Origin of the sequence: Bifidobacterium apousia (assembly GCF_007559275.1) — a bacterium.
Taxonomy (GTDB): Bacteria; Actinomycetota; Actinomycetes; order Actinomycetales; family Bifidobacteriaceae; genus Bombiscardovia; species Bombiscardovia apousia.
Genome location: NZ_VMHK01000001.1, coordinates 597,106 through 623,512 on the forward strand (window position 1 = coordinate 597,106; position 26,407 = coordinate 623,512).

General features: G+C 61.3%; 22 protein-coding genes and 1 pseudogene. 19 read left to right on the forward strand and 4 right to left on the reverse strand.

Annotation, left to right across the window (positions count from 1 at the left end):
• The first annotated feature begins 8 nt into the window (after positions 1–8).
• The 5 genes from FPK30_RS02455 to FPK30_RS02475 all read left to right on the forward strand — a co-directional run bounded on the left by FPK30_RS02455 (position 9) and on the right by FPK30_RS02475 (position 5,797).
• The gene (locus FPK30_RS02455) at positions 9–656 is read left to right on the forward strand and encodes an L-threonylcarbamoyladenylate synthase (RefSeq protein ID WP_232341824.1); all 648 of its coding nucleotides are present in this window, start codon (positions 9–11) and stop codon (positions 654–656) included.
• Positions 653–1,858 carry an MraY family glycosyltransferase gene (locus FPK30_RS02460; protein ID WP_144085123.1) on the forward strand — a complete coding sequence of 402 codons (1,206 nt, stop codon included), beginning with the start codon at positions 653–655 and terminating at the stop codon, positions 1,856–1,858. Before FPK30_RS02455 ends, FPK30_RS02460 begins: the two co-directional genes overlap by 4 nt.
• 49 nt (positions 1,859–1,907) lie before the next feature.
• Complete coding sequence (gene guaB / locus FPK30_RS02465; protein WP_144085124.1) at positions 1,908–3,455, forward strand: IMP dehydrogenase; 1,548 nt, start codon at positions 1,908–1,910, stop codon at positions 3,453–3,455.
• 194 nt (positions 3,456–3,649) lie between these two features.
• Positions 3,650–4,351, forward strand: coding sequence for an oligoribonuclease (gene orn, locus FPK30_RS02470; RefSeq protein ID WP_101432699.1), 702 nt, complete (start codon positions 3,650–3,652; stop codon positions 4,349–4,351).
• Positions 4,352–4,390: 39 nt separating this feature from the next.
• Positions 4,391–5,797 (forward strand): PIF1 family DEAD/DEAH box helicase, encoded by a 1,407-nt coding sequence (locus FPK30_RS02475; protein ID WP_144085125.1) that lies wholly within the window; start codon positions 4,391–4,393, stop codon positions 5,795–5,797.
• A 45-nt stretch (positions 5,798–5,842) separates the two neighbouring features.
• Here FPK30_RS02475 and FPK30_RS02480 read toward each other — a convergent pair whose 3' ends face one another.
• Positions 5,843–6,313, reverse strand: coding sequence for a GNAT family N-acetyltransferase (locus FPK30_RS02480; RefSeq protein ID WP_144085126.1), 471 nt, complete (start codon positions 6,311–6,313; stop codon positions 5,843–5,845).
• A gap of 221 nt (positions 6,314–6,534) precedes the next feature.
• Between FPK30_RS02480 and FPK30_RS02485 the strand changes: the two genes are divergently transcribed.
• A complete protein-coding gene (locus FPK30_RS02485) occupies positions 6,535–8,349 on the forward strand; it encodes a proline--tRNA ligase (protein WP_144085127.1) in 1,815 nt (604 codons plus the stop codon).
• A 128-nt stretch (positions 8,350–8,477) separates the two neighbouring features.
• Here the strand turns inward: FPK30_RS02485 and FPK30_RS02490 are convergent, their stop codons facing one another.
• Positions 8,478–9,332, reverse strand: coding sequence for an exodeoxyribonuclease III (locus FPK30_RS02490; RefSeq protein WP_144085128.1), 855 nt, complete (start codon positions 9,330–9,332; stop codon positions 8,478–8,480).
• Positions 9,333–9,702: 370 nt separating this feature from the next.
• Here FPK30_RS02490 and FPK30_RS02495 point away from each other — a divergent pair, with 370 nt between their 5' ends.
• Positions 9,703–10,212: a single-stranded DNA-binding protein gene (locus tag FPK30_RS02495; protein ID WP_144085129.1), complete on the forward strand. Its 510-nt coding sequence runs from the start codon at positions 9,703–9,705 to the stop codon at positions 10,210–10,212.
• Between the two features lie 119 nt (positions 10,213–10,331).
• Here the strand turns inward: FPK30_RS02495 and FPK30_RS02500 are convergent, their stop codons facing one another.
• On the reverse strand, positions 10,332–12,425 hold the full coding sequence (locus tag FPK30_RS02500) for a M13 family metallopeptidase (protein WP_144085130.1): 2,094 nt from the start codon (positions 12,423–12,425) through the stop codon (positions 10,332–10,334).
• A 176-nt stretch (positions 12,426–12,601) separates the two neighbouring features.
• On the opposite strand from FPK30_RS02500, the gene FPK30_RS02505 reads away from it, so the two are divergent.
• The 3 genes from FPK30_RS02505 to FPK30_RS02515 all read left to right on the forward strand — a co-directional run bounded on the left by FPK30_RS02505 (position 12,602) and on the right by FPK30_RS02515 (position 15,820).
• Positions 12,602–13,300: an HdeD family acid-resistance protein gene (locus FPK30_RS02505; RefSeq protein WP_144085131.1), complete on the forward strand. Its 699-nt coding sequence runs from the start codon at positions 12,602–12,604 to the stop codon at positions 13,298–13,300.
• Positions 13,301–13,403: 103 nt separating this feature from the next.
• The gene (gene map / locus FPK30_RS02510) at positions 13,404–14,180 is read left to right on the forward strand and encodes a type I methionyl aminopeptidase (protein ID WP_029678693.1); all 777 of its coding nucleotides are present in this window, start codon (positions 13,404–13,406) and stop codon (positions 14,178–14,180) included.
• Between the two features lie 350 nt (positions 14,181–14,530).
• Positions 14,531–15,820, forward strand: coding sequence for a citrate synthase (locus FPK30_RS02515; protein WP_144085217.1), 1,290 nt, complete (start codon positions 14,531–14,533; stop codon positions 15,818–15,820).
• Positions 15,821–15,839: 19 nt separating this feature from the next.
• On the opposite strand, the gene dapD is transcribed toward FPK30_RS02515, so the two are convergent.
• A complete protein-coding gene (dapD, locus tag FPK30_RS02520) occupies positions 15,840–16,799 on the reverse strand; it encodes a 2,3,4,5-tetrahydropyridine-2,6-dicarboxylate N-succinyltransferase (protein ID WP_144085132.1) in 960 nt (319 codons plus the stop codon).
• 146 nt (positions 16,800–16,945) lie between these two features.
• Between dapD and FPK30_RS08260 the strand changes: the two genes are divergently transcribed.
• From FPK30_RS08260 to FPK30_RS02560, 9 genes and pseudogenes are all read left to right on the forward strand, one after another.
• Positions 16,946–17,077 (forward strand): hypothetical protein, encoded by a 132-nt coding sequence (locus tag FPK30_RS08260; protein WP_255297770.1) that lies wholly within the window; start codon positions 16,946–16,948, stop codon positions 17,075–17,077.
• Positions 17,078–17,184: 107 nt separating this feature from the next.
• The gene (prfB, locus tag FPK30_RS02525; protein ID WP_045924723.1) at positions 17,185–18,318 is read left to right on the forward strand and encodes a peptide chain release factor 2; all 1,134 of its coding nucleotides are present in this window, start codon (positions 17,185–17,187) and stop codon (positions 18,316–18,318) included.
• Between the two features lie 97 nt (positions 18,319–18,415).
• Positions 18,416–19,451: pseudogene (ftsE, locus tag FPK30_RS08265) on the forward strand (cell division ATP-binding protein FtsE); the annotation flags it as partial.
• A 775-nt stretch (positions 19,452–20,226) separates the two neighbouring features.
• Positions 20,227–21,150, forward strand: a complete 924-nt coding sequence (gene ftsX / locus FPK30_RS02535) for a permease-like cell division protein FtsX (protein ID WP_144085134.1) — start codon at positions 20,227–20,229, stop codon at positions 21,148–21,150.
• A gap of 88 nt (positions 21,151–21,238) precedes the next feature.
• Positions 21,239–22,627 (forward strand): CHAP domain-containing protein, encoded by a 1,389-nt coding sequence (locus FPK30_RS02540; protein ID WP_144085135.1) that lies wholly within the window; start codon positions 21,239–21,241, stop codon positions 22,625–22,627.
• 93 nt (positions 22,628–22,720) lie between these two features.
• On the forward strand, positions 22,721–23,197 hold the full coding sequence (gene smpB / locus FPK30_RS02545; protein WP_024626674.1) for an SsrA-binding protein SmpB: 477 nt from the start codon (positions 22,721–22,723) through the stop codon (positions 23,195–23,197).
• Positions 23,198–23,487: 290 nt separating this feature from the next.
• Positions 23,488–24,426 (forward strand): ABC transporter substrate-binding protein, encoded by a 939-nt coding sequence (locus tag FPK30_RS02550; RefSeq protein WP_144085136.1) that lies wholly within the window; start codon positions 23,488–23,490, stop codon positions 24,424–24,426.
• A gap of 109 nt (positions 24,427–24,535) precedes the next feature.
• Positions 24,536–25,510: an amino acid ABC transporter permease gene (locus tag FPK30_RS02555; RefSeq protein WP_144085137.1), complete on the forward strand. Its 975-nt coding sequence runs from the start codon at positions 24,536–24,538 to the stop codon at positions 25,508–25,510.
• Positions 25,511–25,526: 16 nt separating this feature from the next.
• Positions 25,527–26,339 (forward strand): amino acid ABC transporter ATP-binding protein, encoded by an 813-nt coding sequence (locus tag FPK30_RS02560; protein WP_144085138.1) that lies wholly within the window; start codon positions 25,527–25,529, stop codon positions 26,337–26,339.
• The last annotated feature ends 68 nt before the right edge of the window (positions 26,340–26,407 follow it).

Consider the following 26,407-nt stretch of genomic DNA (forward strand, 5'->3'; position numbering starts at 1 on the left):
GCCGGGTGATGACCTATGACAGTCGGTCGCCGCAGTTACTGGCCCAGGTGGTGGCCGCCGGGGGGCTGGCGGTCATTCCTACCGACACGGTCTATGGCATCGTCTGCGATCCATGCAATGACGCGGCCATCGATAGGCTCTTCCAGGCCAAGCACCGTCCCAGGACCAAGTCCATCCAGGTGCTGTTGGATGGGGTCCAGGCCATGGACCGGCTGGATCTTAGCCTGCCTGCGCCTCTGGATCGCCTGTCCGATGCCCTGTTGCCGGGCCCCTTTTCGCCTATTGCCCTTGTAGGAAGTTCCTGCCCTCTGCGCACCCCTCGAAGGGAGCCCGAGGGTCCCACCCAGGCCGTCAGGGTGCCTGACTCGTCCATTTGCCGGGCCCTCCTGCAGGTGACCGGCCCCCTGGCTGCTTCCAGCGCCAACCGATCCGGCAATCCCAGCGTGGAGACCGTCCAGCAGGCCGAATCCGAGCTGGGTGACAGCGTCGATCTCTACCTGGACGGGGGGCCGACCCCAGGCTCAGTGGCCAGCACGGTGGTGGAAGCCGACAGGACCGATGCTGACGGAATACACGTGCTGCGGCAGGGCGTCATAGGCGAGACTCGGGTCCGCGCAATACTGTCCAGCCAAACCAGCGGAGGGGAGGGTCGGTGAGGGTATACCTGTTCATTGCTGCCATCGCTGGCGGAGCCACCTGGCTGGTCATGCCCATGGTGCGTCATCTCGCCATCCGGGTTGGTGCCGTAGGTGTGGTCCGCGCTCGCGACGTACATAAGGTGCCCACCCCCCGTATGGGCGGCCTGGGCATGCTGATCGGCTTTGCCGTGGCCATGTGCTTCGCCTCCCGCATCCCCTTCATCACAGGCCTCTTCCAGTCCGGTCATCAGGCCTGGGTCATTCTGGCCGGGGCCGTGGCCATCTGCCTGCTGGGCATAGCCGACGACCTTTGGGATCTGGACTGGATGCTCAAGCTGGCCGGCCAGTTGCTGATTTCGGTCTTCGTCTCCTGGGGCGGCATCCAGATCATCTCCCTGCCTTTGGGATCCCTGGTGGCGGCATCGCCCAGCCTGTCCATGGCCATCACGGCATTTCTGATCGTGGCCTCCATCAATGCGGTCAACTTTGTGGACGGACTGGACGGCCTGGCTGCGGGCATCGTAGCCATCGGGGGCATCGCCTTCGCCATCTACTCATATATCATCGCCCGCATCTCGCCCGACTACGCCTCCCTGGCCACGCTGATCGACGTCGCCATGGTGGGCATTTGCGTGGGATTCCTCCTGCACAACTGGCATCCGGCCAAGCTCTTCATGGGCGACTCAGGATCCATGCTGCTGGGTTACTTGATCACCTGCGCATCCATTGTGGTCACCGGACGGCTGGATCCAGCCACCATTCATGCCAGCATCTATCTGCCGGCCTTTATGCCCATTCTTTTGCCCATCCTGGTGCTTTTCCTGCCTGTTCTGGACATGTGCTTGGCCATTGTCCGGCGGCTCAGCCATGGGCAATCACCCATGCACCCCGACCGCATGCACCTGCACCACCGTATGCTGCGCATCGGTCACACGGTTCGTTCCGCGGTCCTCATTCTCTGGGGCTGGGCCGCCCTGATTGCCTTCGGCTCGCTCTTTATTCTTTTCTTCCCTCTGAGATATGTCCTGATCGGTCTGGCCCTGGCCGCCATACTGCTGACCTTCGCTACCCTCTACCCCTACTACCGTCGTCGCCTTCCCGAAATCAGGCGTGAGAACGCTCTTCTTGCCGCCCAAGGTTCGCAGCATGCGGCCAGACCGCACTGGCATCGCAAGAGCCGCCACGACAAGGATGAGGACGATATTCACCCAATGAAATAGTGCGGACACGGTGCAGTGAACGGTCAAGAAGCACTTGTAGCATGGTGCTATGGCTATGGAAAACCCACAAAGCGAACCCTCCTCCTACACTCAACTTCCCGACGCCTTCCAGAAAATCGGTCTGGCCTATGACGACGTCCTCCTGCTGCCCAACGAATCCGATGTCATCCCCTCCGAGGTAGACACCACCACCCGGCTGACTCGGAACATCACCATGAAGTCCCCGGTGCTTTCGGCCGCCATGGACACCGTAACCGAGGCCGCCATGGCTGTGGCCATGGCCCGCAACGGCGGCATCGGCGTCCTCCACCGCAATCTCAGCATCGAGGATCAGGCCAATCAGGTCGACATCGTCAAGCGGTCCGAGTCCGGCATGATCTCCGACCCCCTGACCGTCACCCCAGATGCCACGCTGACCGATCTGGACAAGCTCTGCTCCACCTACAAGGTCTCCGGTCTGCCTGTGGTGGACCGTCGGCAGCGGCTGGTGGGCATCATCACCAACCGCGACATGCGCTTCGTCAATCCCGCTGACTTCGACCGGCTCAAGGTCAGCGACATCATGACCAAGGACCACCTGATCACCGGTCCGTCCAACATCACCAAGGAGGATGCCCACGAGCTTCTGGCCAAATACAAGGTGGAGAAGCTTCCTCTGGTCGATGATGAGGGCAAGCTGACCGGGCTGATCACTGTCAAGGACTTCGTCAAGACCGAGCAGTACCCCGAGGCCACCAAGGATGAGCGTGGCCGGCTTCGTGTGGCTGCAGCCGTGGGCTTCTTCGGCGACGCCTGGCAGCGCATCACCGCCCTGGCTGATGCCGGGGTCGACATCCTGGTCGTGGACACCGCTCATGGCCATGCCAAGCTCATGCTGGACATGATTCGCAGGATCAAGGCAGATCATGCCTTCGACCATGTGGATGTGATAGGCGGCAACGTGGCCACCCGTGAGGGCGCCCAGGCGCTGATCGATGCCGGCGTTGACGCGGTCAAGGTCGGTGTGGGCCCTGGCTCCATCTGCACCACCCGCGTGGTGGCCGGTGTGGGTGTGCCCCAGCTGACCGCCGTCTACGATGCAGCCCTGGCCTGCCGCCCTGCCGGGATTCCCCTGGTGGCCGACGGCGGAATCCATTACTCCGGCGACATCGCCAAGGCCATCGTGGCCGGAGCTGATTCGGTCATGCTGGGCGGTCTGCTGGCAGGCACCGAGGAGGCCCCTGGCGAGAAGGTCCTCCTGCATGGCAAGCAGTACAAGGTCTATCGGGGCATGGGCTCGCTGGGTGCCATGGCTCCGCGCGGCAAGAAGAGCTACTCCAAGGACCGCTACTTCCAGGCCGACGTCACCAGCTCCGACAAGGTGGTGCCCGAGGGTGTCGAAGGCGAGGTGCCCTACCGCGGTCCGCTCAACTACGTGCTCTACGAGCTGGTCGGCGGCTTGCATCAGACCATGTTCTACACCGGCGCACGAACCATCCCCGAGCTGCAGCGCAAGGGCCGGTTCATTCGGATCACCGATGCCGGTCTGCGTGAATCGCATCCCCATGACATCGTCATGACCAAGGAAGCCCCCAACTACTCAGGCTTCCACAACTGAGCCTACATAGGCAGGTGATCGGCGCAGGATCTCATCAGGACCTGCGCCGATTGCATCTCTCATGGCAGTCATGATCCAGTTGGTTGTGTTGGCGATCCCTCTGTCGGTCACGCGCTGGCGGTATCTTGTAATGTTCCGTCCAAGGCGGCGGAAGGAGCGATCCGGTGCGCAACCCGGATCTGAAAGGCGTACAGATGAGCGATAAGAATGATCTGACTTTCTCGGCGGAGGAATCCCGCATGATCTGGATAGACTGCGAGATGACCGGTCTGGATATCTTCCATGACGAGCTGTGCGAGGTCTCCGTGGTGCCCACCGACTTTAACATGAAGGTCCTGGACAAGGGCATCGATCTGGTCATCAAGCCCTCCCAGGCGGCCCTGGATCACATGGGGGACTTCGTCAGGAAGATGCACACCTCCTCGGGCTTGATCGAGGAGATGAAGACCGGCCTTGACCTGGAGGATGCCCAGCGTCAGGTGATCGAGTACGTCAAGCCCTTCCTGCCCAAGAACGGCAAGGCCCATCTGGCCGGCAACTCCGTGGGCTCCGACAAGAAGTTCCTTGACAGGTACATGCCTGATCTGATGGATCTTCTGCACTACCGGGTCATCGATGTGAGCACCCTCAAGGAGCTGTCCCGCCGTTGGTACCCGGACGTCTACAAGAACAAGCCGGCCAAGCATGGCGGCCACAGGGCCCTGGCTGACATCATCGAGTCCATGGACGAACTGCGCTACTACCGCTCCATGTTCTTCCTTCCGGCTCCCGGACCCGACCAAGCCCAGTCCAAGGCTGGCGCGGAACAGATCGAGCAGACCAGCCTGCTGCGTCATTACGAAGAATCCGGCAATCCGGTCGAGGATGCCAACAAGCCCGAGAAGACCGACTACTGACAGGCGTGCCATGTACCTCTGCGGTGGCACCATGGAGGCATGCAGCAATCCGAAGCCTTGACCATACTGAGTGCGGGGGCCAATGCCTTCATCACGGGTGCCCCCGGGTCAGGCAAGACCTTTGTGCTCAATGAGTTTGTCGCCCAGGCCCGTCAGGCCGGGGCGGTTGTGGCGGTGACCGCCTCGACCGGCATCGCCGCCACGCACATCAACGGCCAGACCATCCACTCCTGGAGCGGAGTAGGCATCGCCACCTGCATGACCGAATCACTCTTGAAACGGATCAAGACCCGCCGTCGCAGACAGATCGAGAGCACCGACATCCTGGTCATCGATGAGGTTTCCATGATGCACGCCTGGCTCTTCGACATGGTCGACCAGGCCTGCCGGGCCGTTCGCCACAGCCCCGAACCATTCGGAGGGATCCAGGTGGTCCTTTCCGGGGACTTCTTTCAGCTGCCGCCGGTGACGCGGTCCAACCGAGCTGCAGGAATACTGCCCAGCCCTGAATTCCAGACTGCCCGGGAACGCTATGCCCAGGCCGGCAAGGACCCGGATGGGTTCGTCACCGAATCACTGGTCTGGCAGGACTTGGACCCGGTCATCTGTTACCTGACCGAGCAGCACCGCCAGGACGATGGCCAGCTGTTGACCGTCCTGACTGATATCAGAGAGGGTGGCGTCACCCAGGAGGACCATGAGGTCCTGGCCGCCCGTGTCGGCGCAGTGCCCGCCCCCGGTCAGGTGGCGGTCCACCTCTTCCCGGTCAACAAACAGGCCGACACGCTCAACGACCAGCGCCTGGCCTCCATCGACGAAGAGGCCCACCATTACCAGGCCACATCCCGAGGTGAGGCCAGGCTGGTGGAACGGCTGAAGAAGAACATGCTGGCCCCCGAGGATCTGGCCCTGAAGACCGGGGCCGCGGTCATGGCCCTGCGCAACGACCAGGACCATCAATATGTCAACGGCTCCATCGGCACCGTCAGTGGATTCACCAGCTCGGCCAAGGGGGGATGGCCGATCGTCTCCTTCCAGAACGGCAACGTGGTCACCATGAAGCCGGCCGCCTGGGAGACCATGGATGGGGACACCGTCTTGGCCGCCGTCAACCAGGTGCCGCTTCGCTGCGCTTGGGGCATCACCATCCACAAGTCCCAGGGGATGACTTTGGACAGGGCCGTCATGGATTTAAGACGGACTTTCGCGCCAGGGATGGGGTACGTGGCCCTCTCCCGTGTGGAGAGTCTGGATGGGCTCTACCTGACGGGCATCAATGAGCATGCCTTCCTGGTCTCTCCTGATGCCGTCGTTCTGGATGCCGGTTTGAGGGCCGAGTCCAAGGCGGCCTGCGCACGCCTGAAGGATGAAGGACCCGAGTCCTTCACCAAGCGCGCCGTCGGTCAGGAACCAGAAGACGAATTCAGTCAGGATCAGCTTTTCTGAAGGGTCGCCCTTACTGGTCTTGGCCGGGTGTGGCCATTCGGGCCGCTAGAGATGCCATGACAGGCGGACCATGTCCTTAAGTGTGATTCCGTTCTCGACAATGGGATGCGCGTAGCGATTGACGAAATAATCCCGTGCAATGCTGTCCATGCGAAACCCGCATGTTTGGTAGAAGCAAAGGGCCCCAAAACTGGTGGATCCGGTGCCTACTTCCAGTCTTTCCAGCCCCAGTCTGACAGACTCCATCTTGGCTCGGTCTATTAATCGGCTGCCAAGTCCCTGTCGGCGATAAGCGCGATCCACGCTGAGATTGGCGATTTCCAAGCTATCCGTGTTTGGTCTGACAAGCAGCATGACACCGGCCAGAGCTTGTCCCACTCGGATTTCGTAGGCACGGGAACGGGTGAAAACGTCATGAATTATCCGTTCTGAAGGATCGGCCTCCAAGAGGAGTGTCATGTGCTCTGCGTCGAGGTTGGTAAAGGTCTGGATGGTCACACCCGGCTCTGATGACATAGGTGCCCGCCTTGTCCTGGTAAATCAGAAAACCTGTTCGATATACAACCACTATATCTTGGCTGTCTTGATGGAGGGGGCTTGGAGCTGGATGGATGCCAGGTTATGAATTGACCGACTTGCACCTGCCTATGCTGTTTGGTTTCGGGCTTGGTTGCGCGAATCGTCATGTAGCTTCCCCTGCAGCTGCTTGTCCCTTTGCGCGCATATCTTTGGGAGGTATGAGAACCAAAGCCATGCGCATGTCAACCCTCTTTCTGCGGACCCTCAGGGAGGATCCGGCCGACGCCGATGTGGACTCGGCCAAACTCCTGCAGCGGGCCGGTTATGTCCGCAAGGTGGCCCCCGGCATCTTCACCTGGCTGCCGCTGGGGCTGAAGGTCCTTGACAAGGTTCAGGCCGTGGTCCGGGAGGAGATTAACAGCATTGGCGCCCAGGAGGTTCACTTCCCGGCCCTGTTGCCTCGCGAGCCCTACGAGGCCACCCACCGCTGGGAGGAGTACGGGGAGAATCTCTTCCGTCTCCAGGACAGGCACGGCGCCGATTACCTGCTGGCTCCCACTCACGAGGAGATGTTCACCCTTTTGGTCAAGGACATGTACTCCTCATACAAGGACCTGCCGGTGGTGCTCTACCAGATCCAGACCAAGTACCGCGACGAGTTCCGTCCCCGCGCCGGGCTGATCAGGGGACGCGAATTCATCATGAAGGACGCGTACTCCTTCACTGTGGATGAGGAGGGGCTGAAGAAGGCCTACCAGGATGAGCGCGGCGCCTACGAGCGAATCTTCAAGCGTCTGGGTGTCAAGTACGTCATTGTCCATGCGGTTTCCGGACCCATGGGGGGATCCGAGTCCGAGGAGTTCCTGGCTCCGCTGCCCATAGGCGAAGACACCTTTGCCCTGGCTCCCTCGGGGAAGGCATGGAACGTGGAGGCGCTGACCACTCCGCGTCCTGAGCCCGTCGACTACGCTGAAACCCCGGCCATGCAAGAGCTGGACACCCCCGACTCGACCACCATCGACACCCTGGTAGAGCGGTTCAACCAGCTGCATCCTCGCGAGGATGGCCGTGACTGGACCGCTGCCGATACTCTGAAGAACCTGATCGTGGCCGTCAAGCACCCTGCGGATGATGACCATCCCGAGGGCTGGCGGGAACTGGTGGCCGTCGGCCTGCCGGGCGACCGTCAGGTGGATATGAAGCGGCTGGAGGCCCAGTTCGCCCCTGCTGAAATCGAGGAGGCCAGCGAGGCTGACCTTGCTGCCCATCCCGAGCTGGTCAAGGGATACATTGGCCCCCGTGTTTTGGGTCCTCAGCGTTCTGACACCGAGTCTGCCGCTCATATCCGCTACTTCCTCGACGCCCATGTGGCCCCTGGCTCAGCCTGGGTGACCGGGGCTGATGCCCAAGGCATGCACCTGGCCAATGCGGTCTACGGGCGTGACTTCCAATCCGACGGAGTGGTGGAGGCCGCCGAGGTCCGTCACGGGGACATGAGTCCTGATGGTTCCGGGCCGCTCAGCTTCGAGCGTGGCGTGGAGATCGGGCAGGTCTTCCAGCTTGGACTGAAATACTCTGACGCATTGGGGCTGAAGGTCCTGGACCGCAACGGCAAGGCGGTGCCGGTCTGGATGGGCTGCTACGGCATCGGCATCTCCCGTGTTCTGGCCTGCATTGCCGAGATGCATCACGATGACAAGGGTCTGGCCTGGCCCAAGGCTGTCGCTCCTGCCGCGGTTCATGTGGTAGCCACCGGCAAGAAGCAGGAGGCCTTCGATGCCGCAGAGAAGCTGGTCGCCGATCTGGAGGACCGTGGTGTGGAGGTCATCTACGACGACCGTCCCAAGGTATCTCCCGGGGTCAAGTTCAAGGATGCGGAGCTGATCGGGGTCCCCCTGGTCGCCATCGCCGGTCGTGACACCATTGCCAACGGCACCATCGAGATCCGCAACCGCGACGGCTCGGATGTGCAAGCAGTTCCTGCTGATCAGGCTGCTCAGGTGATCGTGGATCGGATCGCCGATCTGCAGTAGGGTATGCCTCACCCGTAGTTGCTTATCGCAACTGATACAGGAGGGTGGGGTCTTGGTCACGTCATGATGTATGCGACCAAGACCCCACCCTTCTGGTTGTATCGGTTTGGGTTCAGGAATCTATCAGGTCAGATGCGCAGCAGAATGGGCAGATGATCCTGGCGCTTGCCGGTGTCCACAGGTTCACTGGTGTCGACCTGGTCAGCGATTCGGTTGGAGGTCAGCCAGTAGTCGATGCGCCAGCCGGAGTTGTTGATCTTGCTCTTTGGGGCCCGCTGGGCGAACCAAGTGTAGACGCTGCGGTGATCGTCGTAGAAGCCGGCGGCATCGCCATGGATCTTTCGGAAGGTGTCGGTGAAGCCCGCATCCAGCAGAAGGCCGAACTTCTCGCGCTCCTGGTCGGTGAAGCCGGCTGAGTGATGGTTGGAACCGGGGTTGGCGATGTCAATCTCCTCGTGGGCCACGTTGAAGTCGCCACAGGCCAGGACCGGTTTGCGGGCATCCAGCTCTTGCAGATAGCGGCGGTAGCAATCGTCCCAGACGCCACGTGGTTTGAGCCTGACCAGTCCCGATCCGGAATTGGGGGTGTAGACCGTGGTGACGAAGCAGTCCGGGAACTCCAGAGTGAGCATGCGGCCCTCGTCGTCCATGGTGTCCGGAGCGCCGATGCGGGGGCGGGTCACGGTAGGCTCCGGCAGGATCTTGCGGTAGAGCATGAGCGTGCCTGCATAGCCTGTGCGGGCCGGGGGCTCGGAGCGGCGGTCCACCTCCTGGTAATCGGGAAAGTAGCGCATGAGCGCCTTCAGGATGCCTGCGGATTTCTTCTGGTCACCGTTGAGCTTGGTCTCCTGGATGGCTACGACATCAGGGTCCAGATCCCGGATGGTCTCCACCACCTTCAGGGAGAGGGCGCTGCGGCTACTCTTGCCCAGCAGGGCGGCGTTGAGCGAATCGATGTTCCAACTGACCAGCGTGTGAACCATGACTGCGGGTCCTTCCAAACCGTGCCGATGTATCTGCTCTCACAGTGTAGCCCAGGACCGATGTTCGATGTCCTTGCGCAGTGAAAGAGCCATTGCCAAACCAGTCGTGGGCAGGGTTGTCCACCACGCAAACAGGCCGAGCCCATTCGACCACAATGCCCTCCGGGTCGGGTGCACGGAACCTGTGCGGAGGCAGGATGGAGTCACCGTTCGACGGAGGGTTCCTGGCCGGGGCCAGTCCCTTCCCCCGCTCCGATTATCCGCGCTCTGGCTAGGGATTCTCCGTGGGACGGCTTCACTGCTATGCAATGAGTAATCGACCGGCAGGTTTACAGCGTCGGATTCATACCATCGACAGAGAGGTTCCGATATGTCCATCAACGAAATAAAAACGACGGTCTTCGGTTTTATGGGGACCCAGCCGGCCCGTCTGGGACAGCCGGGAGCCACACCAGTCTGCTCCTTCAGGCTGGGCTCTACACCGGCCTATTACGATGCTGCGGCTGGGGTATGGAAACGAAAATCCACTACCTGGCTGACAGTCAAGGCTTTCAGGACTCTGGCGGTTAATGCTCTGGCCTGTCTGCACAAGGGCGATCCGGTCATGGTGACGGGATCCTTGGTGACAGAGGAGTGGACCAGCGACGGCCAGCCGCATAGCAGCCTGGTCTTGGTAGCGGATGGCATCGGTCACGACCTGGCTAGGGGACAGGATACCTTCACCAGGATCCGATCGGGCACTGCATCTATCGATGAGGGGGCCGCCGGTGCGGATCCTTGGACCACTCCGCTGACATCTTCACCCTCTGAAACCGCCCCAGCATCATCGGTATCATCTGCAGCCGAGCGGACACCAGTGAGGGCTTCCAATGCTGGATGAGCAATGGTTGTTTCGGCCGAGCAAGACGAAGGCGGAAGGCCGGCTGATTCCAGTCGACATCCCGCCTTGATCAACAGGCTGATTGAAACCGTCAACCGATGATTTCAATCAGAACAGGCTTACCAGATCTTGACCCGTGCTTCGGGTTCCAGCCACATGCCGTCCTCGGCGGTGACCCCGAAGGCCTGGTAGAAGCGATCCACATTCCTGACGATGCCGTTGGTGCGGAATTCAGCAGGGGAGTGGGGGTCGATCTGCAGATACTGTTCGGCCAGCTGATCCCTGTTCTTGGTCCTCCAGATGGAGGCATAGGACAGGAAGAACCGCTGCAGGCCAGTGTAGCCGTCCATGACCGGAGCCGAGGCCAATGCCTGATCCATGGCCGCGTCGTCTGACCTGGCCGTGCCGCCCTGCCGCTTCTGCAAGGCGATGGCATAGGCCTTGATAGCGATGTTGACGCCTCCCAGGTCTCCTATGTTTTCGCCGATGGTCAGCGCCCCATTGACATGAGGTGCCTGCTCGGGCTTGTCGGCGTACTTCTCGGCAAGCTGCTGGGGGACGAACCCGTTGTACTGTTCGATGAGCGCCTTGGTCCGCTGCTCGAAGTTCTCACGGTCCTGCGGGGTCCACCAGTCCTGCAGACGTCCGTCGCCGTCGTACTTGGAACCCTGGTCGTCGAATCCGTGGCCGATCTCATGACCGATGACCGATCCGATGCCTCCGTAGTTGACGGCATCGTCGGCTTCAGGATCGAAGAAGGGCGGCTGCAGGATGGCTGCCGGGAAGACAATGACATTCAGGGTGGGCTCATAGTAGGCGTTGACCGTCTGAGGGTTCATCAGCCACTCTTCCTTGTCCACAGGCTGGCCGGCCTTGCCGAACTGATAACCGGACTCGTAGAGGTTGGCCCGCCGCACGTTGTCGACCAGGCCCAGCTTCTCGTCCACAGCCAGGGCCGTGTAGTCGCGCCAGTGCTCGGTGTAGCCGATCTTGGGCGAGAATTTGTCCAGCTTGGCCAGAGCCTTGACCTTGGTCTGTTCGCCCAGCCAGTCGCTGGAGGTGATGGAGACCCGGTAGGCGTCGATCAGGTCTGAGACCAGGGCCTCCATGCGGGCCTTGCTGGAGGCAGGGAAGTGCCGACGCACATATTCGCGTCCGACCTCCTCGCCGCAAATGCCGTTGACCAGGGAGACGGCTCGCTTCCAGCGGTCCCGCATCTTGGTCGTGCCGGAAAGGACCTTCCCGTAGAAGTCGAACCTGGCCTGATCGAAGTCGCTGCTGAGCAGACCTGCCCACTCGATCAGGGTGTGCACGCGGGCCCAGAGTTTGAGATCCTCCAGATCGCTGGTCTTCCATAGCTCGTTCAAACCCTGCAGGAAGGAGGGTTCGTGCACGATGGTCCTGGACAGGGCTGCGCTCAGTTCGACTGGTTGCACATTGGCGACAGGGCTGGCTGCATAGGCCTTCTGCCAGGATTCGATCCAGGTGTGCAGATCGAAATCGGCGAGCGTTGACTCCAAATCAGCCAGGGTGGTGGGATTGTAGGTGCGATCCTCATCTCGAGTGGATACGTTGTCCCAGTGGCGTGCCGCTATGCGCGTCTCGACTTCAAGGAAGGACTCCGCCTGCCTGTGGGCACCCTCCTGGTCGTCGGCGTAGCCGGAGAGCCTGAGCAATGAGGCGACCATGTCGGTGTAGGCCTGGCGGACTGGAGCGTAGCTCTTCTCCCGGTAGTAGGCCTCGTCGGGGAGTCCCAGCCCAGCCTGCTCCACATGAGCCACGTTGACGCCAGCATTGCCCGGATCGCCATAGATGGCGATGCCGAACAGATCGGGGCCGCCAGTCGGATTGAGCTGGCCGAGCAGGCTGGTTAACGCTGTCTTGTCGGGTACATCATCAATGGCCTGCAGGTCGGAGCGGATGGGTTCCATTCCCGCAGCCTCGATGGCATCGGTGTCCAGGAAGCTGCGATAGAGCAGGGCCGATTTGACTGCCGGAGATTCCGGATCCTCGAGGATTTCATGGATCTGTGCTTCGGCATCCTCGGCAAGCTTGTCGAAGGAGCCGAACCGGGAGCGGTCCTCGGGCAGACTGTAGGTGTCGATCCAGGGGCCGTTGACGAAGCGGAAAAGATCGTCCTGAGGGCGAATGACCGAAGAGAAGGAGGCCGGATCAAGTCCGGAGGAGGTCGTGGATGCTGTAGATTGTGCCATGGTACAAGCCTAGCCATCTTTGGTGACATGCCATACCCTGTGGTCACCGGCAATCGACGGACTGGCGAATCCTCCGCCGAAGGGAAAAGCCGCGATTGCCTCCGTTGGTGATTTACACTTGGAAGACGGTAACGGGACGGCCCATAGGCCGCCCTGAGCGAGCGAAAGAGGACGGTATGACGGATCCCATGCAGGGCGGTCAGCCCAATCAGTACGGTGGTCAGGATTCTGGGCAGAATAGCGGCCAATACCAGAATAATTATGCCCAGTATGGGCAATACCCCGGCTATCAGGGGCGCCCGCCGCGGATGGATCCTTTCTCCATGATCGCTGAGGACCTGGGATTCAGAACCCTGCGGGCCATCCGCGTCATCATGGGCGTCATGGGCGTGATTGGAGTCATCCTGGGCCTGGCCCTGCTGCTCAGGCCGGACAAGACCCTGATTGCCGTGACCGTGGTGCTGGGTATCTACTTCATCATCTCCGGCGTGGTTCGTCTGGCCACCTCCATCGTGTCCAAGGGGCTTCCTGGCGGCTGGAGGGTGCTGGGTGTCCTCTTTGGCGCCCTGATTGCCGTCGGCGGCATCGTCATCGTCAGGAACACGGCCCTGTCCGCTTCAGCGCTGACCCTGCTGGTCACCATCATTGTGGGCATCAGCTGGATCATGGAGGGCGTGATGAGCCTGGCCGCCTCCTGGGGGCTCCCGCATTCAGGCTGGGCCATCTTCTCCGGCATCGTCTCCATCATCGCCGGAATCATCGTCATGATCTACCCGTTGAGCTCCGTCATCTTCCTGGTTATCTTCAGTGGGTGCGCTCTTCTGGTGCTGGGAGTCGTCTCCATTATCAGGGCCTTCACCTTCGGCCGGAACTGAGATCCGGACTCGTCCGAGTGACCCGATAATACTGAGAGGTAGTACTTGGGCAGGATCCTGAGGGGCGGCACCCGCGGGCACCAATCATGAAAGGACGCAGAGGATGATCGAGCTCAAAACCAAGCAGGAGATCGAACAGATGAAGCCGGCGGGGAGGTTTGTCGGCAGCATCCTCAAGGAGCTCAAGGCCATGAGCAAGCCTGGGGTCAACCTCCTGGAGCTGGACGACTACGTCAAGGACAGGATCAACTCCCGCAAGGGAGCCACTTCCTGTTATGTGGATTATGCGCCTGATTTCGGCACCGGACCCTTCGCCCACTACATCTGCCTATCCGTCAACGATGCCGTCCTGCATGGGGTGCCTTATGACTACAACCTCAAGGACGGCGACCTGCTCTCCCTCGATCTGGCCATCAACGTGGACGGCTGGGTAGGCGACTCGGCCATCAGCTTCGTTGTGGGCGAGCATGCCGATCCGGAGGATCTGCGGCTGATTCGGACCACCGAAGAGGCCCTGAAGGCCGGCATCGCCCAGGCTCAGCCCGGTAACCGCCTAGGCGACATCTCCGCTGCAGTCGGTGAGGTTGCCCATGAAAACGGATACAGCGTCAACCTGGAGTTCGGCGGCCACGGGGTAGGGCGGATCATGCATGGCGATCCCCATGTGCCCAACGACGGCACTCCCCATCACGGCTACAAGCTGCGCCCGGGTCTGGTCATCGCCATTGAGCCTTGGTTCCTAGCGACCACCGATCAGATTTACCAGGATCCCAAGGATGGGTGGACCCTGCGTTCTGCAGATGGATCGCGCGGCGCCCACAGCGAGCACACCATCGCCATCACCGAGCAGGGGCCTGTCATCCTGACGACCAGGGACTGAGCCAGAAGGCTGTCCGAGGCCGAATCAGGACTATAAGGGATTTAGGAATGTCCACAATGTGGATGCTCTTGGATCCTTTTTTGATGCCGACCCTGTTTGATGCCTGCACTTGCTTCATTGGCCTTGTGCCCGCAAGCTGGTGCGGGAGCGAAGACGGCACTGGCTTGGAGCTGCGCATCGTGGGTGGAGGCTGCGGATTCCTGCTTGCGGTTACAAGCCGGTAATCGAAATCGTGATTGTTTCTGTTAGCATGTCGGCAATTCCAAGCCGGTACAGGTGCCGGTAGCCTGATCTGGCATGGCCGTCGACGCTCACTGGCACCTCACTGGTTGATTGACAGGAGGTGCGTGGTGTCTACAGCACGGTTGTCCATCGGTTCCGACCAGGTTGATTTGCCGTTGGTTCGCGCCACCGAGGGGCCCGACGGCATTCTGGTCTCCTCCCTGCGCAATGACGGCTGGGTCACGCTCGATCCCGGCTTCCAGACCACAGCTCAGTGCGTTTCGGGAATTACCTTCATTGACGGCAAGCGGTCCATACTGCGCTACAGGGGCTATGCCATAGAGGACTTGTGCGCCCAGTCCAATTTTCTCGAAGTGGCCTGGCTGCTGTCCCATGGCGAACTGCCTGATGCCGAGCAGTACCAGCGGTTCCGCAGCCATGTCCTGGGTTACACGGTCGTGGGTGAGGACTTCCGCCATCTGCTCTCGTCCTTCCCCCGCCAGGCTCACCCCATGAGTGTGCTGGCCGCAGCGGTCAACGCACTTGCAGGCTTTCATCCTGACACCTGCAATGTTGATGATCCTGATCAGCTGGAGGAGGCCAGCGCCATCATCATGGCCAAGGTGCGCACCATCGTCTCCCTGATCCACCGTCGTCGCCGCGACCAGCCTCTGCTCTACCCGGACAGAACCTGGGGCTATGTGGAGGACTTCCTGCGGATGAGCTTCGCCATGCCCTACCAGCCTTATCAGGCCGATCCTCTCAGGGTGCAAGCCTTGGACAAGCTCCTGATCATCCATGCCGACCATGAGCAGAACTGCTCCACCTCAGTGGTGAGGATTGCCGGCTCGGCCCGGGCCAACCTGTATTCTGCGGTGGCCGCCGGCATCAACACTCTGTCAGGCCCCCTGCACGGCGGCGCCAACGAGGCCGTGCTGCGCCAGCTGAAGAACATACGGGATTCCGGACTGGGCGTACGAGGCTATGTGGACCAGGCCAAGAACGAGGGGCGGAAAATCGCGGGTCTGGGCCACCGGGTCTATAAGTCCTATGACCCGCGCGCGGCAATAGCCAAGCAGTGGCTCTACAAGCTCATGGACGAGCCCGACCAGGACAGGAACGCCGAGGATGCAGAGCTCTTCGACGTGGCCCTCCAGCTGGAGGACCTGGCCCTGCATGACGACTACTTCGTCGAGCGGCACCTGTATCCCAACGTGGATTTTTACACCGGGCTCATCTACCGCGCCATCGGCTTCGACCCGGAGATGTTCACCACGCTCTTCGCCTTGGGTCGCATCCCCGGATGGATCGCCCAGTACCGGGAGATGCTGGACGATCCTGACACGAAAATAGGTCGACCCAGGCAGGTCTATACCGGTCAGGGGCCACGCGACTACCTGCCTATAGAAGAGCGCTGAGTCTTATGACCGCCTGGGTTCAGTTGGCGTGCAGTCGTTCGTTCAGCTCGATCCCCTTCTTGCGGGGCAGGGCTCTGACCTGGCCCGTGCGGGAGTCGCGGATGAAGAGCAGATGATCCCGTCCGCTGAGTGCTGCCCCCTTGACCTCCTCGTCGCCCAGGCCGATCTTGGTGCCGGCGGTGACATAGAGCCCGGCTTCAACCACGCAGTCGTCGCCTAGGGAGATGCCGATGCCGGCGTTGGCTCCCAGCAAGGAGTGCTGACCAATGGAGACCCGGTGGCGGCCTCCTCCGGACAGGGTGCCCATGATGGAGGCTCCGCCACCGATGTCCGAACCGTCGCCGACCACGACTCCCTGGGAGATCCGTCCTTCGACCATGGAGTGGCCCAGCGTGCCAGCGTTGAAGTTGACGAAGCCCTCGTGCATGACTGTCGTTCCCGGCGCCAGATAGGCGCCGAGCCGAATCCGGTCGGCGTTGCCGATGCGTACACCCTCGGGAACCACATAATCCACCATGCGGGGGAACTTGTCCACGCTCAGCACCGTTACCTGTGTCACCGGGATGCCTGGCATGGACCGGCTGGTTGCGGCCATGACCGCTGACCGGCGCAGGGCGAAGTCCTCCACGGCAAAGGGTCCGTAGTTGGTCCAGACCACCGTGTTGAGCTGTTCGAAGATCCCATCCAGGTTCATGCTGTTGGGAAGGCTCAGGCGCATGCTGAGCAGATGAAGCCGCAGATAGGCATCGGCGGCATTGGCTATTGGGCCATCCAAATCGGCCACGGTGAAGACCGGAACCTTTCGGATGCCGCGGGCGTCGGGCTGGTTGTTGACCTGGTCGCCAAAGTCGTGGTTGGGACGGTTGGCCGGGGTCGGCGGTGTCGAGATCTCGGCCTTGGGGTACCAGGTGTCCAGGGTCCGGCCCTGCTCGTCCTGGCTGGCCAAGCCCCAACCCCATGCGGTGCGTGCTGTGCTCATCGTTCCTCCTTCAGGCTGTGCAGTCGTATTGTCATAGGTTGTCTTACAGGATAAACCGGTCGATGCTCAAACAGCGATGGTCCGTCCGACAGTCGGGTCTGGATGGTCGCCAGCCAGGTCCCAGCCGGTAGGTAAAATTATCAATCATGAGTGCCTACAGTCATGAGCGCGAGCGCCGGGAACGTCGGCGCCGCAACACAGCCAGGGCGGTCTGCCTGGTCATTGCCGTGGCTTTGCTGGCCAGTCTTGTCATTCCCGCCATCTTCAGCGGCCTTTGACCCGGTCCGTCCGGTCGGCGGGAATCCGGCCGTCACAGTCAAAGGCAAATGGGAATGAAGACGGCGACCGACTCGCGTGGAGCCGGTCTGGAAAGCGGTGAGACGGTATGGCAGAGATGGATTTTGCCCAAGCATTGGATCAGGCCAAGGCCAAGTACGAGATGATTTCCAAGGCGCTGGACCCGGAGGGTTTGCGCTCGCGGATTGCTGATCTGGAGCGTCAGGCCAGCGCGCCCGGACTCTGGGATGATCAGGAGAATGCCCAGAAGGTGACCAGCAGGCTCTCGGCCCTGCAATCCCAGCTCAAGCATCTGGAGTCCGCATCCTCCCGGCTGGAGGATGTCCAGGCTCTGGAGGAGCTGGGCCAGGAGGAGCATGACCAGGACACCCTGGTGGAGGCCCGCAAGGAGATCGACTCCTTGAGGTCCGACCTGGCTGACATGGAGATCCAGACCCTGCTGGACGGGGAGTATGACGAGCGCGCCGCCGTGGTCACTATCCGCTCTGGCGCCGGCGGGGTGGACGCAGCTGACTGGGCCCAAATGCTCCTGCGCATGTACATGAGGTGGGCTGAGCGGCACGGCTTCTCCACCAAGGTCATGGATACCTCCTATGCAGAGGAGGCCGGCATCAAGTCAGCCACCTTCCAGGTGGATGCCCCCTACGCCTACGGTCGGCTGTCGGTGGAGGGCGGCACCCATCGTCTGGTGCGGATCTCGCCCTTTGACAACCAGGGCCGACGGCAGACCTCTTTCGCCGCCGTCGAGGTCATCCCCCTGGTGGAGCCAACCGACCACATCGACATCCCCGATTCGGATATCCGAGTGGATACCTACTGCTCTTCCGGCCCCGGCGGCCAGGGTGTCAACACGACCTATTCGGCCGTGCGTATCACTCATTTGCCGACCAATATCGTGGTCACCATGCAGGATGAGCGCAGCCAGATCCAGAACCGTGCGGCTGCCATGGCCGTTCTGCAGTCCCGTCTGCTGGTGCTGCGGCACGAAGAGGAGGCCAAGAAGAAGAAAGAGCTGGCCGGCGACATCAAGGCCAGCTGGGGGGACCAGATGCGCTCATATGTGCTGCATCCCTACCAGATGGTCAAGGATCTGCGCACCGGATACGAGACCTCTGACACCCAGGGCGTTTTCGACGGCAACATCGATGCCTTCATAGAGGCCGGCATCCGCTGGCGGCATCAGCAGCGGGTTCAGGCCCGTGAGGAGGAAGCCAGCAAATAACCCTGCGCTCGGCCTCTTCCGGGTCGGTGTTTCATGAGCGTGTGGTGTCGGTCTTCTTGATAGCCTCTGTAGGGGAATACCGAGGAACGGAGAGTCAATGGCGTTGATTTCGCTCAAGGACGTGACCAAGATCTACCCCAAGGGGTCCCGTCCCGCCTTGGATGACATCAGCCTGGATGTCGATCGTGGGGATTTTGTCTTCCTTGTGGGCGCCAGCGGGTCGGGCAAGACCACCCTGCTTCGCCTGCTTCTGCGCGAGGAGGAGGCCACCGAGGGGGAGATCCGTGTGGCCGGCAACGACCTGCGACGTCTGCGCAATCGTGAGATTCCCGGGTATCGGCGCTCCATCGGCTTTGTGTTCCAGGATTACAAGCTGCTCAACAACAAGACCGTATGGCAGAATGTGGCCTTCACGCTGGAAGTCATCGGCGCTCGCCGGTCCACCATCAAGACTCTGGTGCCTCAGGTGCTCAAGACCGTGGGGCTGACGGGCAAGGAGCAAAACTACCCGCACGAGCTTTCCGGCGGCGAGGCGCAAAGGGTGGCTTTGGCCCGCGCCTACGTCAATAATCCGGAAATCCTGCTGGCTGACGAGCCCACAGGCAATCTAGATCCCACAACCTCCCTGGGCATTATGGAGGTTCTGGATGCCATCAACCGGACCGGCACCACCGTGGTCATGGCCACCCACAACGAGGAGATCGTCAACTCCATGCGCAAGCGGGTGGTGGAGCTGCATACGGGTCGGATCATGCGCGACGAGGCCCACGGTTCCTACGATTCTTCGCGCTTCTTCCCCGATGCCGAGGTTGCGGCGCGCTCCCATCATGCCATCGGGGATCCCGCCGACGGCGATGCCCTGGACCGTGCTCGTGAGGTTGGTGTTGGAGGGCGCCGTCCGGTGCAGGTTGTCGTGCAGGATGGGAATAGCTCGGCTACCGAACCCATCGCGGATGGAACCAAGGGGGCCAAGCAGGTGGTCCAGGCGGCGGCACAGGCCGTCGACCAGGGTCAGTATGGCGATGAGGGAATCGCACGGCTGGCCAAGTCCATGCATTCGGGGAGAACAGGACGTTATGGGCAGGTCTTCACCTCGGTGGAGGACACCCTGACCTGGGGGAAGGGCCTGGGCAGTCTTGAGTCTGCGCAGGAAGATTCCAGTCAGCATGGAGAAGCCTCTGCGGGGCAGCCCGATCGGAAGGCCGACTCCGATTCTGACGAACGATTCCGCAGACCTGCACCGGTGTCTCAGGGCAGCCAGGATCGACCGGGTCAGTCGAGTGAAGGTTCCGGTGACAAAGACCAGGGCAAGGCAGGAATTGATCGCGCCGAATCCGGGAATCGTCCCCAAGCAGAACCTGCAGAACCTGCAGAACCTGCAGCCTCCAGGAAGTCTCGGAAGTCCGCTCGTGGTTCGGAAGCTGCTCCGCGGCCCGAAGATGCGGGCAGTCAAGAGCAGGATAGGAACCCAGGTCGTGACCGCAAGGGTCTCGCGCATGACGATCACAATCATGACCATGGTCAAGGCGGGCCCAAGAAAGATGACAAAGTCAAAAACCGCCAACCGTTGAAGGAATCCTCTGCTGAGGCTTCTGATCGTGAACAACAGTTCAAGAGGCCCGATGTATCCAGCCCAGCCCAACCGACCGGCGAATCCGGTCAGGCTGCGGTCCGCATGAAGCAGGACGGCGCGCAATCCTCAAAAGCACCCTCCGGCAAGAGCAGGACCAGTAAAAAGGACTCGACGAATGAAATAGATCATGATGTTGAGTCTTACGGTGCCGAGTCCATGGGGGCCCCGCCGGCCCCGCCCGCTCCCCCTGAAGCCCCCAAGGCGGCCAGGAAGCCCCAGCAAAAGAGCGGAGCACAGGCTCGGGACGAGCGTCATGACAAGAAGAAGGCGGCACGATGAGACTGCGGTTCATCCTTTCCAGCACCTGGGACAACCTGCGGCGCAACGGTTCCATGATCCTCTCGGTCATGCTGGTCACGTTCATCTCCTTCCTCTTCATCGGCGCATCGGGACTCATGCAGGCCCAGATCAGCAAGGCCAAGGGGGACTGGTACGACCAAGTAGAGGTAGTGGTCTGGCTATGCCCGGACGGTGCCAGCCAGGCGGCATCCTGCGCGACCGGCAAGGCGCCCACCAACGACGAGATCGTCAAGCTGGAGAACACCATCAATACTGAGCTGCGCGACTCTGTGGCAAAAATCACCTACCAGAGCCGGGAGGACTTCTTCAAGAACACCTTCCTCAAGCAGTACCCCAACGGCACATATGAGGGAAGGACCATGACCGCAGCGGACATGCAGGCCTCCCTGCGTCTCAAGCTCAAGGATCCAACCAAGTACCAGGTGGTCTCCGAGGTGCTGTCCGGACGCGACGGCGTAGAGGAGGTGTCCGACCAGCGCCAGATATTCGATCCGGTCTTCAAGATCCTCAACAGGGCTACGGCAGTCACCCTGGTTCTGGCCGTAGTCATGGTGATCGTGGCCATCCTGCTGACTGGCACCACCATCAGGATGAGCGCCGCCTCGCGTCGCAACGAGACCGAGATCATGAGACTGGTGGGAGCCTCCAACTGGACCATACGGCTGCCCTTCATCCTGGAGGGCGTGGTGGCATCCTTGCTGGGGTCTCTTCTGGCTGTCGGCGCTCTGAGCGCCATCGTCAAGCTTTTCATCACGGATTGGCTGGCCCGGACGGTCCAGTGGATGCCCTACGTGGACCAGTCCACGGTCCTGCTCATGGCCCCGGCGTTGATCCTGGGGGCCATGCTCTTGTCCGCATTGGCCTCTTCCATCTCCCTGCGGCGGTATCTGAGGATCTGATCCGCAGCGACGGGCCGGGTTGACCTTATGGGCACGAACTCTGCCATAATGATGACTAGCATGGATAAGTGATAGTGAGGACTTGACCATGAATCGTACGAAGCACTTGGAAGCCATCTGCGGCCTGGTGGGGTCGTTGGCCATGATGCTGGGCGGTGGGATCCTGGGGTTGACGGTGGCCCCTGCGCCGGCCCGGGCCGATTGGAGTAGCTATCAGCAGAAGGTGCAGAGCCATGAGGCTCTGAAGAACAAACTGGCAGGTGTCAACAGCCAGCTGGCCGACCAGATTCTCAGCCTCAACGATCTGACAGCCAACCAGATCCCGGCGGCTCAGCAGAGCGCTGTCGAAGCTCAGCAGCAGGCCGAGCAGGCCGACAGTCTGGTTCAGGCCACCAACGACCGACTGCAGGCGGCCCGCAAGGATCGTGCCGACCTGGAGGCCAAGATCCGTCAGACCGGCATCGACTATGACGATGCCAAGGCCGGTGTGGCGCAGATGGCGAGAAAAAGCTTCCACGGCTCTGAGGCTTCCCAGGTCATGGATGTGGTGACCAAGTCCTCCAGCACCAAGGACTTTGTGGACAAGATGCAGTCCGATGCAGCCGTGACCCGATCCGAGGCCAACACAGCCAATGATGCCGCCAACACCCTCAATTCGTCCATGAATCGCAAGCAGCGTCTCGAGGCCATCGAGGAGCAGATCAGCACATTGAAGGCCAAGGCCGACCAGCAGCAGGCGGCAGCTCAACAGGCGGCAGCCGCGGCGCAGGCCAAGCAGGACAGTCTGCAGGCCTTGCGCGACCAGGGAACTGCAGCACGCAAGCAGCTGGAGGGGCAGAAGGCTGCCCTGACCACCCAGTCAGCCCGTGAGGCCGCTGACATCGTGGCCACCGAGTCGATGATCGATTCCCTCAACACAGGCAATGCCGGCGGCGGTGCAGATCCCCATGCCGGCGGCGCCCAGCAGGTCGGCGGTGGCGGCTCCGCACCATCGCCGGCTCCGCAGCCGGCTCCGCCGAGCAACGGGGGCGGTGGAGGTGCCTCCGGTATGAATTACGGGGTACCTGGCAGCTGTCCTGAGGGTTCTGGGTTCTGCTACGGCCATCCCACCGGCAACTCGGTGGGCGGCAGCGCTTATCCCCCCCGTCAGTGCACCCTCTGGGCCTACATCCGCCGCTCGCAGCTGTCCCTTCCTGTGGGATCCTACATGGGCAACGGGGCTGACTGGGCCAATACCGCACGCAGTCTGGGCTACTTGGTCAACAACACTCCACACGTCGGAGCCGCCATGGTCTTCGCCCGTGGCCAGCGTGTCGGTTACTGGAACGCCGACTGGACCTATGGTCATGTGGCCGTGGTCGAGCGGGTCAACGGGGACGGGTCCGTGCTCATCTCCGAGGGAGGCACCGGATTTGCCTCGTTCCCTGCCTATGAGACGGTTTACGGGGCTGGCAACTACCAGTACATTCATTACTGACATCGAAGCGGACCAGGTCCGCCACCTGGGACGCCACTCCTAGCCGTCCGGCCTACCAGGCGACATGATCGGCATGGTCCGGAGGAGGACATCATGGCTAAGGAGACTGGCACGTCGATGATTGCCCAGAATCGCAGGGCCCGTCATGACTACCAGATCGAGGATCGGTATGAGGCAGGCATCGCCCTGACCGGGACTGAGGTCAAGTCCTTGCGCGAGGGGCGGGCCTCCCTGGCCGAGTCATTCGTCAGCATCGACCGTCGGCACGAGGTCTGGCTGGAGAACGCGAATATCCCTGAATATCTCAACGGCACCTGGAACAATCATGCCCCCAAGCGCAAGCGCAAGCTGCTTCTGCATGCCAAGCAGATCATTCGCCTGGAGCGGCAGATTCAGGCCAAGGGCTACACCATCGTCCCACTGAGCTTGTATTTCAAGGATGGCAGAGTCAAGGTGGAGATCGCCGTGGCAAGGGGCAAACGTGAGTATGACAAGCGTCAGTCCCTGCGGGAGGAACAGGACCGCCGTGAGGCCCAAAGGGCCATGCGCTACCGGAACCGTCGGGGCTGAGATACGTGCTTATGCACTTTCCGATGCTCAGATGACTCTTGGATAGGGACGGTCGTCTGGCTGATATTCCCTTGCACTATGCAGGTCGACACGCCCGGGGCTAAGGCGATTGGCGGTGTTCTATAAGGTCCTGAAGCTTGATCTGGAGCCAAATTCCGCCCTGCAGAGCAAACCGCAATGGAAGACCAACAGTCAGCCGCGTGCATAAAAATACAAATGTGTGCATAATAGTGCATGTCGATCAAGGGACACGGAGGGTCGCCTCGGGGCGGTCCGGAAGAGGAGAAGACATGGGCAAGATCAAGGCGATGCTGACGGCGGCTCTGAGTGTCGCCCTGCTGGCCTCCATCGGGGCCTGCGGAACCACCGACGAGGCGGACAACAACAGTGCGTCGGGCAAGGCCACAACAAGTTCCCACCCGGCGGCTTTTGATGTCAGTGGCATCAAGAAGGATCCGGCCATCGCGGCCAAGGTACCCGAGTCGGTTGCCAAGGACGGCAAGCTGACTGTGGGCATGGAGACCTCGTATGCGCCCGGTGAATTCATGAATGAGGACGGCAAGACACCGATCGGCTATGACATCGACCTGTCCAACGCCATTGCCAAGGTGATGGGGCTCAAGGGGGAGATGGTCAGCGCCTCCTTTGACACCATCATCCCAGCCATCGGCAGCAAGTACGACGCAGGTATCTCCAGCTTCACCATCACCAAGGAGCGGATGCAGTCGGTTGACTTCGTCACCACCTTCAAGGCAGGCACGGCCTTTGCAGTCAAAAAAGGCAACCCCAACAAGATCAATCCTGACGACATCTGCGGCGTCAAGGTCGGTGTGCAGACGGGCACCATCGAAGAGCAGCAGGCGACCGACAAGATCTCGGCCGAGTGCAAGGCCAAGGGCAAGAAGCCGGTGGATGTGCAGTCCTACAAGCAGCAGACCGATGCCGCCACAGCGGTGGTCAACGGCAAGATCGACGTCTTCTACGCCGACTCCCAGGTGACCGGGTATGCCATCAAGCAGACCGACGGCCAGCTGGAGAAGCTGGGCAAGGATACCGACATCGTCCTGCAAGGCGCCGCTCTGAAGAAGGGCAGCGGCATGGCTGAGGCCACCCAGGCGGCGCTCCAGAAGCTGATCGACGACGGCACCTACGCCAAGATCCTCAAGAACTGGGGCGTCCAGAGCGGGGCAGTCGAAAAGGCGGAGATCAACCCTGCGGTCTCTGACTGAGACAGGCCTCTAGGCGAGGGTCGGCTCAACAACCGGACTGCGCCTAGCGGTTGGCCCGGCTGGATAGGCTGGGCCTGAATACGTTCAGCGGTGCGGAAGGAAGCAGGAGATGCATACCAAGAAGGGGACGGACCAGATTCAGATCCCCGGCAGAATAGAGGCCAGGCCGGTGCGCAAGCCGGGGCCGATCGTGGCTGCCGTCATCGTGGCCATTTTCGTGGCCATGCTGATCCATGGCATGGTGACCAATCCCAACTTTGATTGGCCCACGGTCTGGAAGTACCTCTTCAACGAGCATGTCCTGGACGGTATCAAGTGGACCCTTCTGCTGACTGTCTACGCCATGGTCCTGGCCACAATCCTGGCCATCATCCTGGCAGTCATGCGCAAGTCGTCCAATCCGGTTCTGCGCTGGGTCAGCTGGTTCTTCATCTGGTTCTTCCGCGGCACTCCTGTATATACCCAGCTGGTCTTCTGGGGCCTGCTTTCCGTGCTAATACCCAAGCTGGCCATCGGCATCCCCTTCGGGCCAGAGTTCTGGAGCATCGACACCAAGACCGTGCTCAACGCCACCGTGGCCACGGTGCTGGGTCTGGGACTGAACGAGGCTGCCTACCTTTCCGAAATCGTCCGTGCCGGCATCGAGGCTGTGGACCCTGGCCAGGAGGAGGCCGCCAAGGCTCTGGGCATGCCGCCCTCCATGATCATGCGGCGGATCGTCCTGCCTCAGGCCATGCGCATCATCGTGCCACCTACCGGCAATGAGACCATCGGCATGCTCAAGACCACATCCCTGGCCCTTGCCGTGCCCTTCACCCTGGAACTTCAGTTCGCCACCAACGCCATCGCCAGCCGCATCTACAAGACCATCCCGCTGCTGATCGTGGCCTGCATCTGGTACCTGGTCATCACCTCCGTTCTCATGGTCATTCAGGCCCAGCTGGAGAAGCACTACGGCAAGGGCTTCGACTCGCGGCCCCTGGCAGGGTCGGGGAACAAGGACGGCAAGGATGGCGAGGACCCGCAGACCCGTCAGGAAACTGACAAAGTCAACAAGGTCATGATGGCCGGGCTGAACGCCTGAGCGCAGGAGGAGAATCATGGACGAGGACAGGCAGACCAAGAAAGATGGTCAAGGCAATAAGAATCCGGCCATCGTCATCAGGAATGTGCATAAGGTATTCGGCGACCAGCATGTACTGCGGGGAATCAACCTGGAGGTCATGCCCGGCACGGTAACGGCCGTCCTAGGGCCTTCTGGTTCGGGCAAGTCAACGCTGCTGCGGCTGATTAACCAGCTGGAGACCCGCACAGCCGGCGAAATCTATGTGGACGGCGAGCTGACCGGATACCAGAAGATCGATACCGGCAAGGGCCCTGTGCTGCAGACCCTGGACGACAAGGCCATTGCCAGGCAGCGCTCCAAGATCGGCATGGTCTTCCAACGCTTCAACCTCTTTCCTCATATGACTGCCTTGGAGAACGTCATGGAGGCGCCGGTCCATGTGGGCCGGGTTCCTAAGAGCGATGCCCGCAAGGAGGCACAGGCCCAGCTGGAACGTGTAGGACTGGAGGACAGGATGGACTATTATCCTGCCCAGCTCTCCGGCGGTCAGCAGCAGCGTGTGGCCATTGCGCGAGCCCTGGCCATGCACCCCGACATCATGCTCTTCGACGAGCCCACCTCAGCCCTGGATCCTGAGCTGGTGGGAGAGGTTCTGGGGGTCATGCGGCAGGTGGCCCAACAGGGCATGACCATGGTGGTGGTCACCCATGAGATGGGCTTCGCCCGCGAGGTGGCTGAGCAGATCGTCTTTATGGACCAGGGTGTCGTGGTGGAGCAGGGAGGTCCTGACATCATCGACCATCCGCACTCCGAGAGGTTCGCTGAATTCTTGCACACCGTACTCTAGGCTCAGGCGCTGTTCAGGTTGTAGAAATTCCGGCAAGAAGCCTTCCGGACAGGCGACGGCGGAGCTCC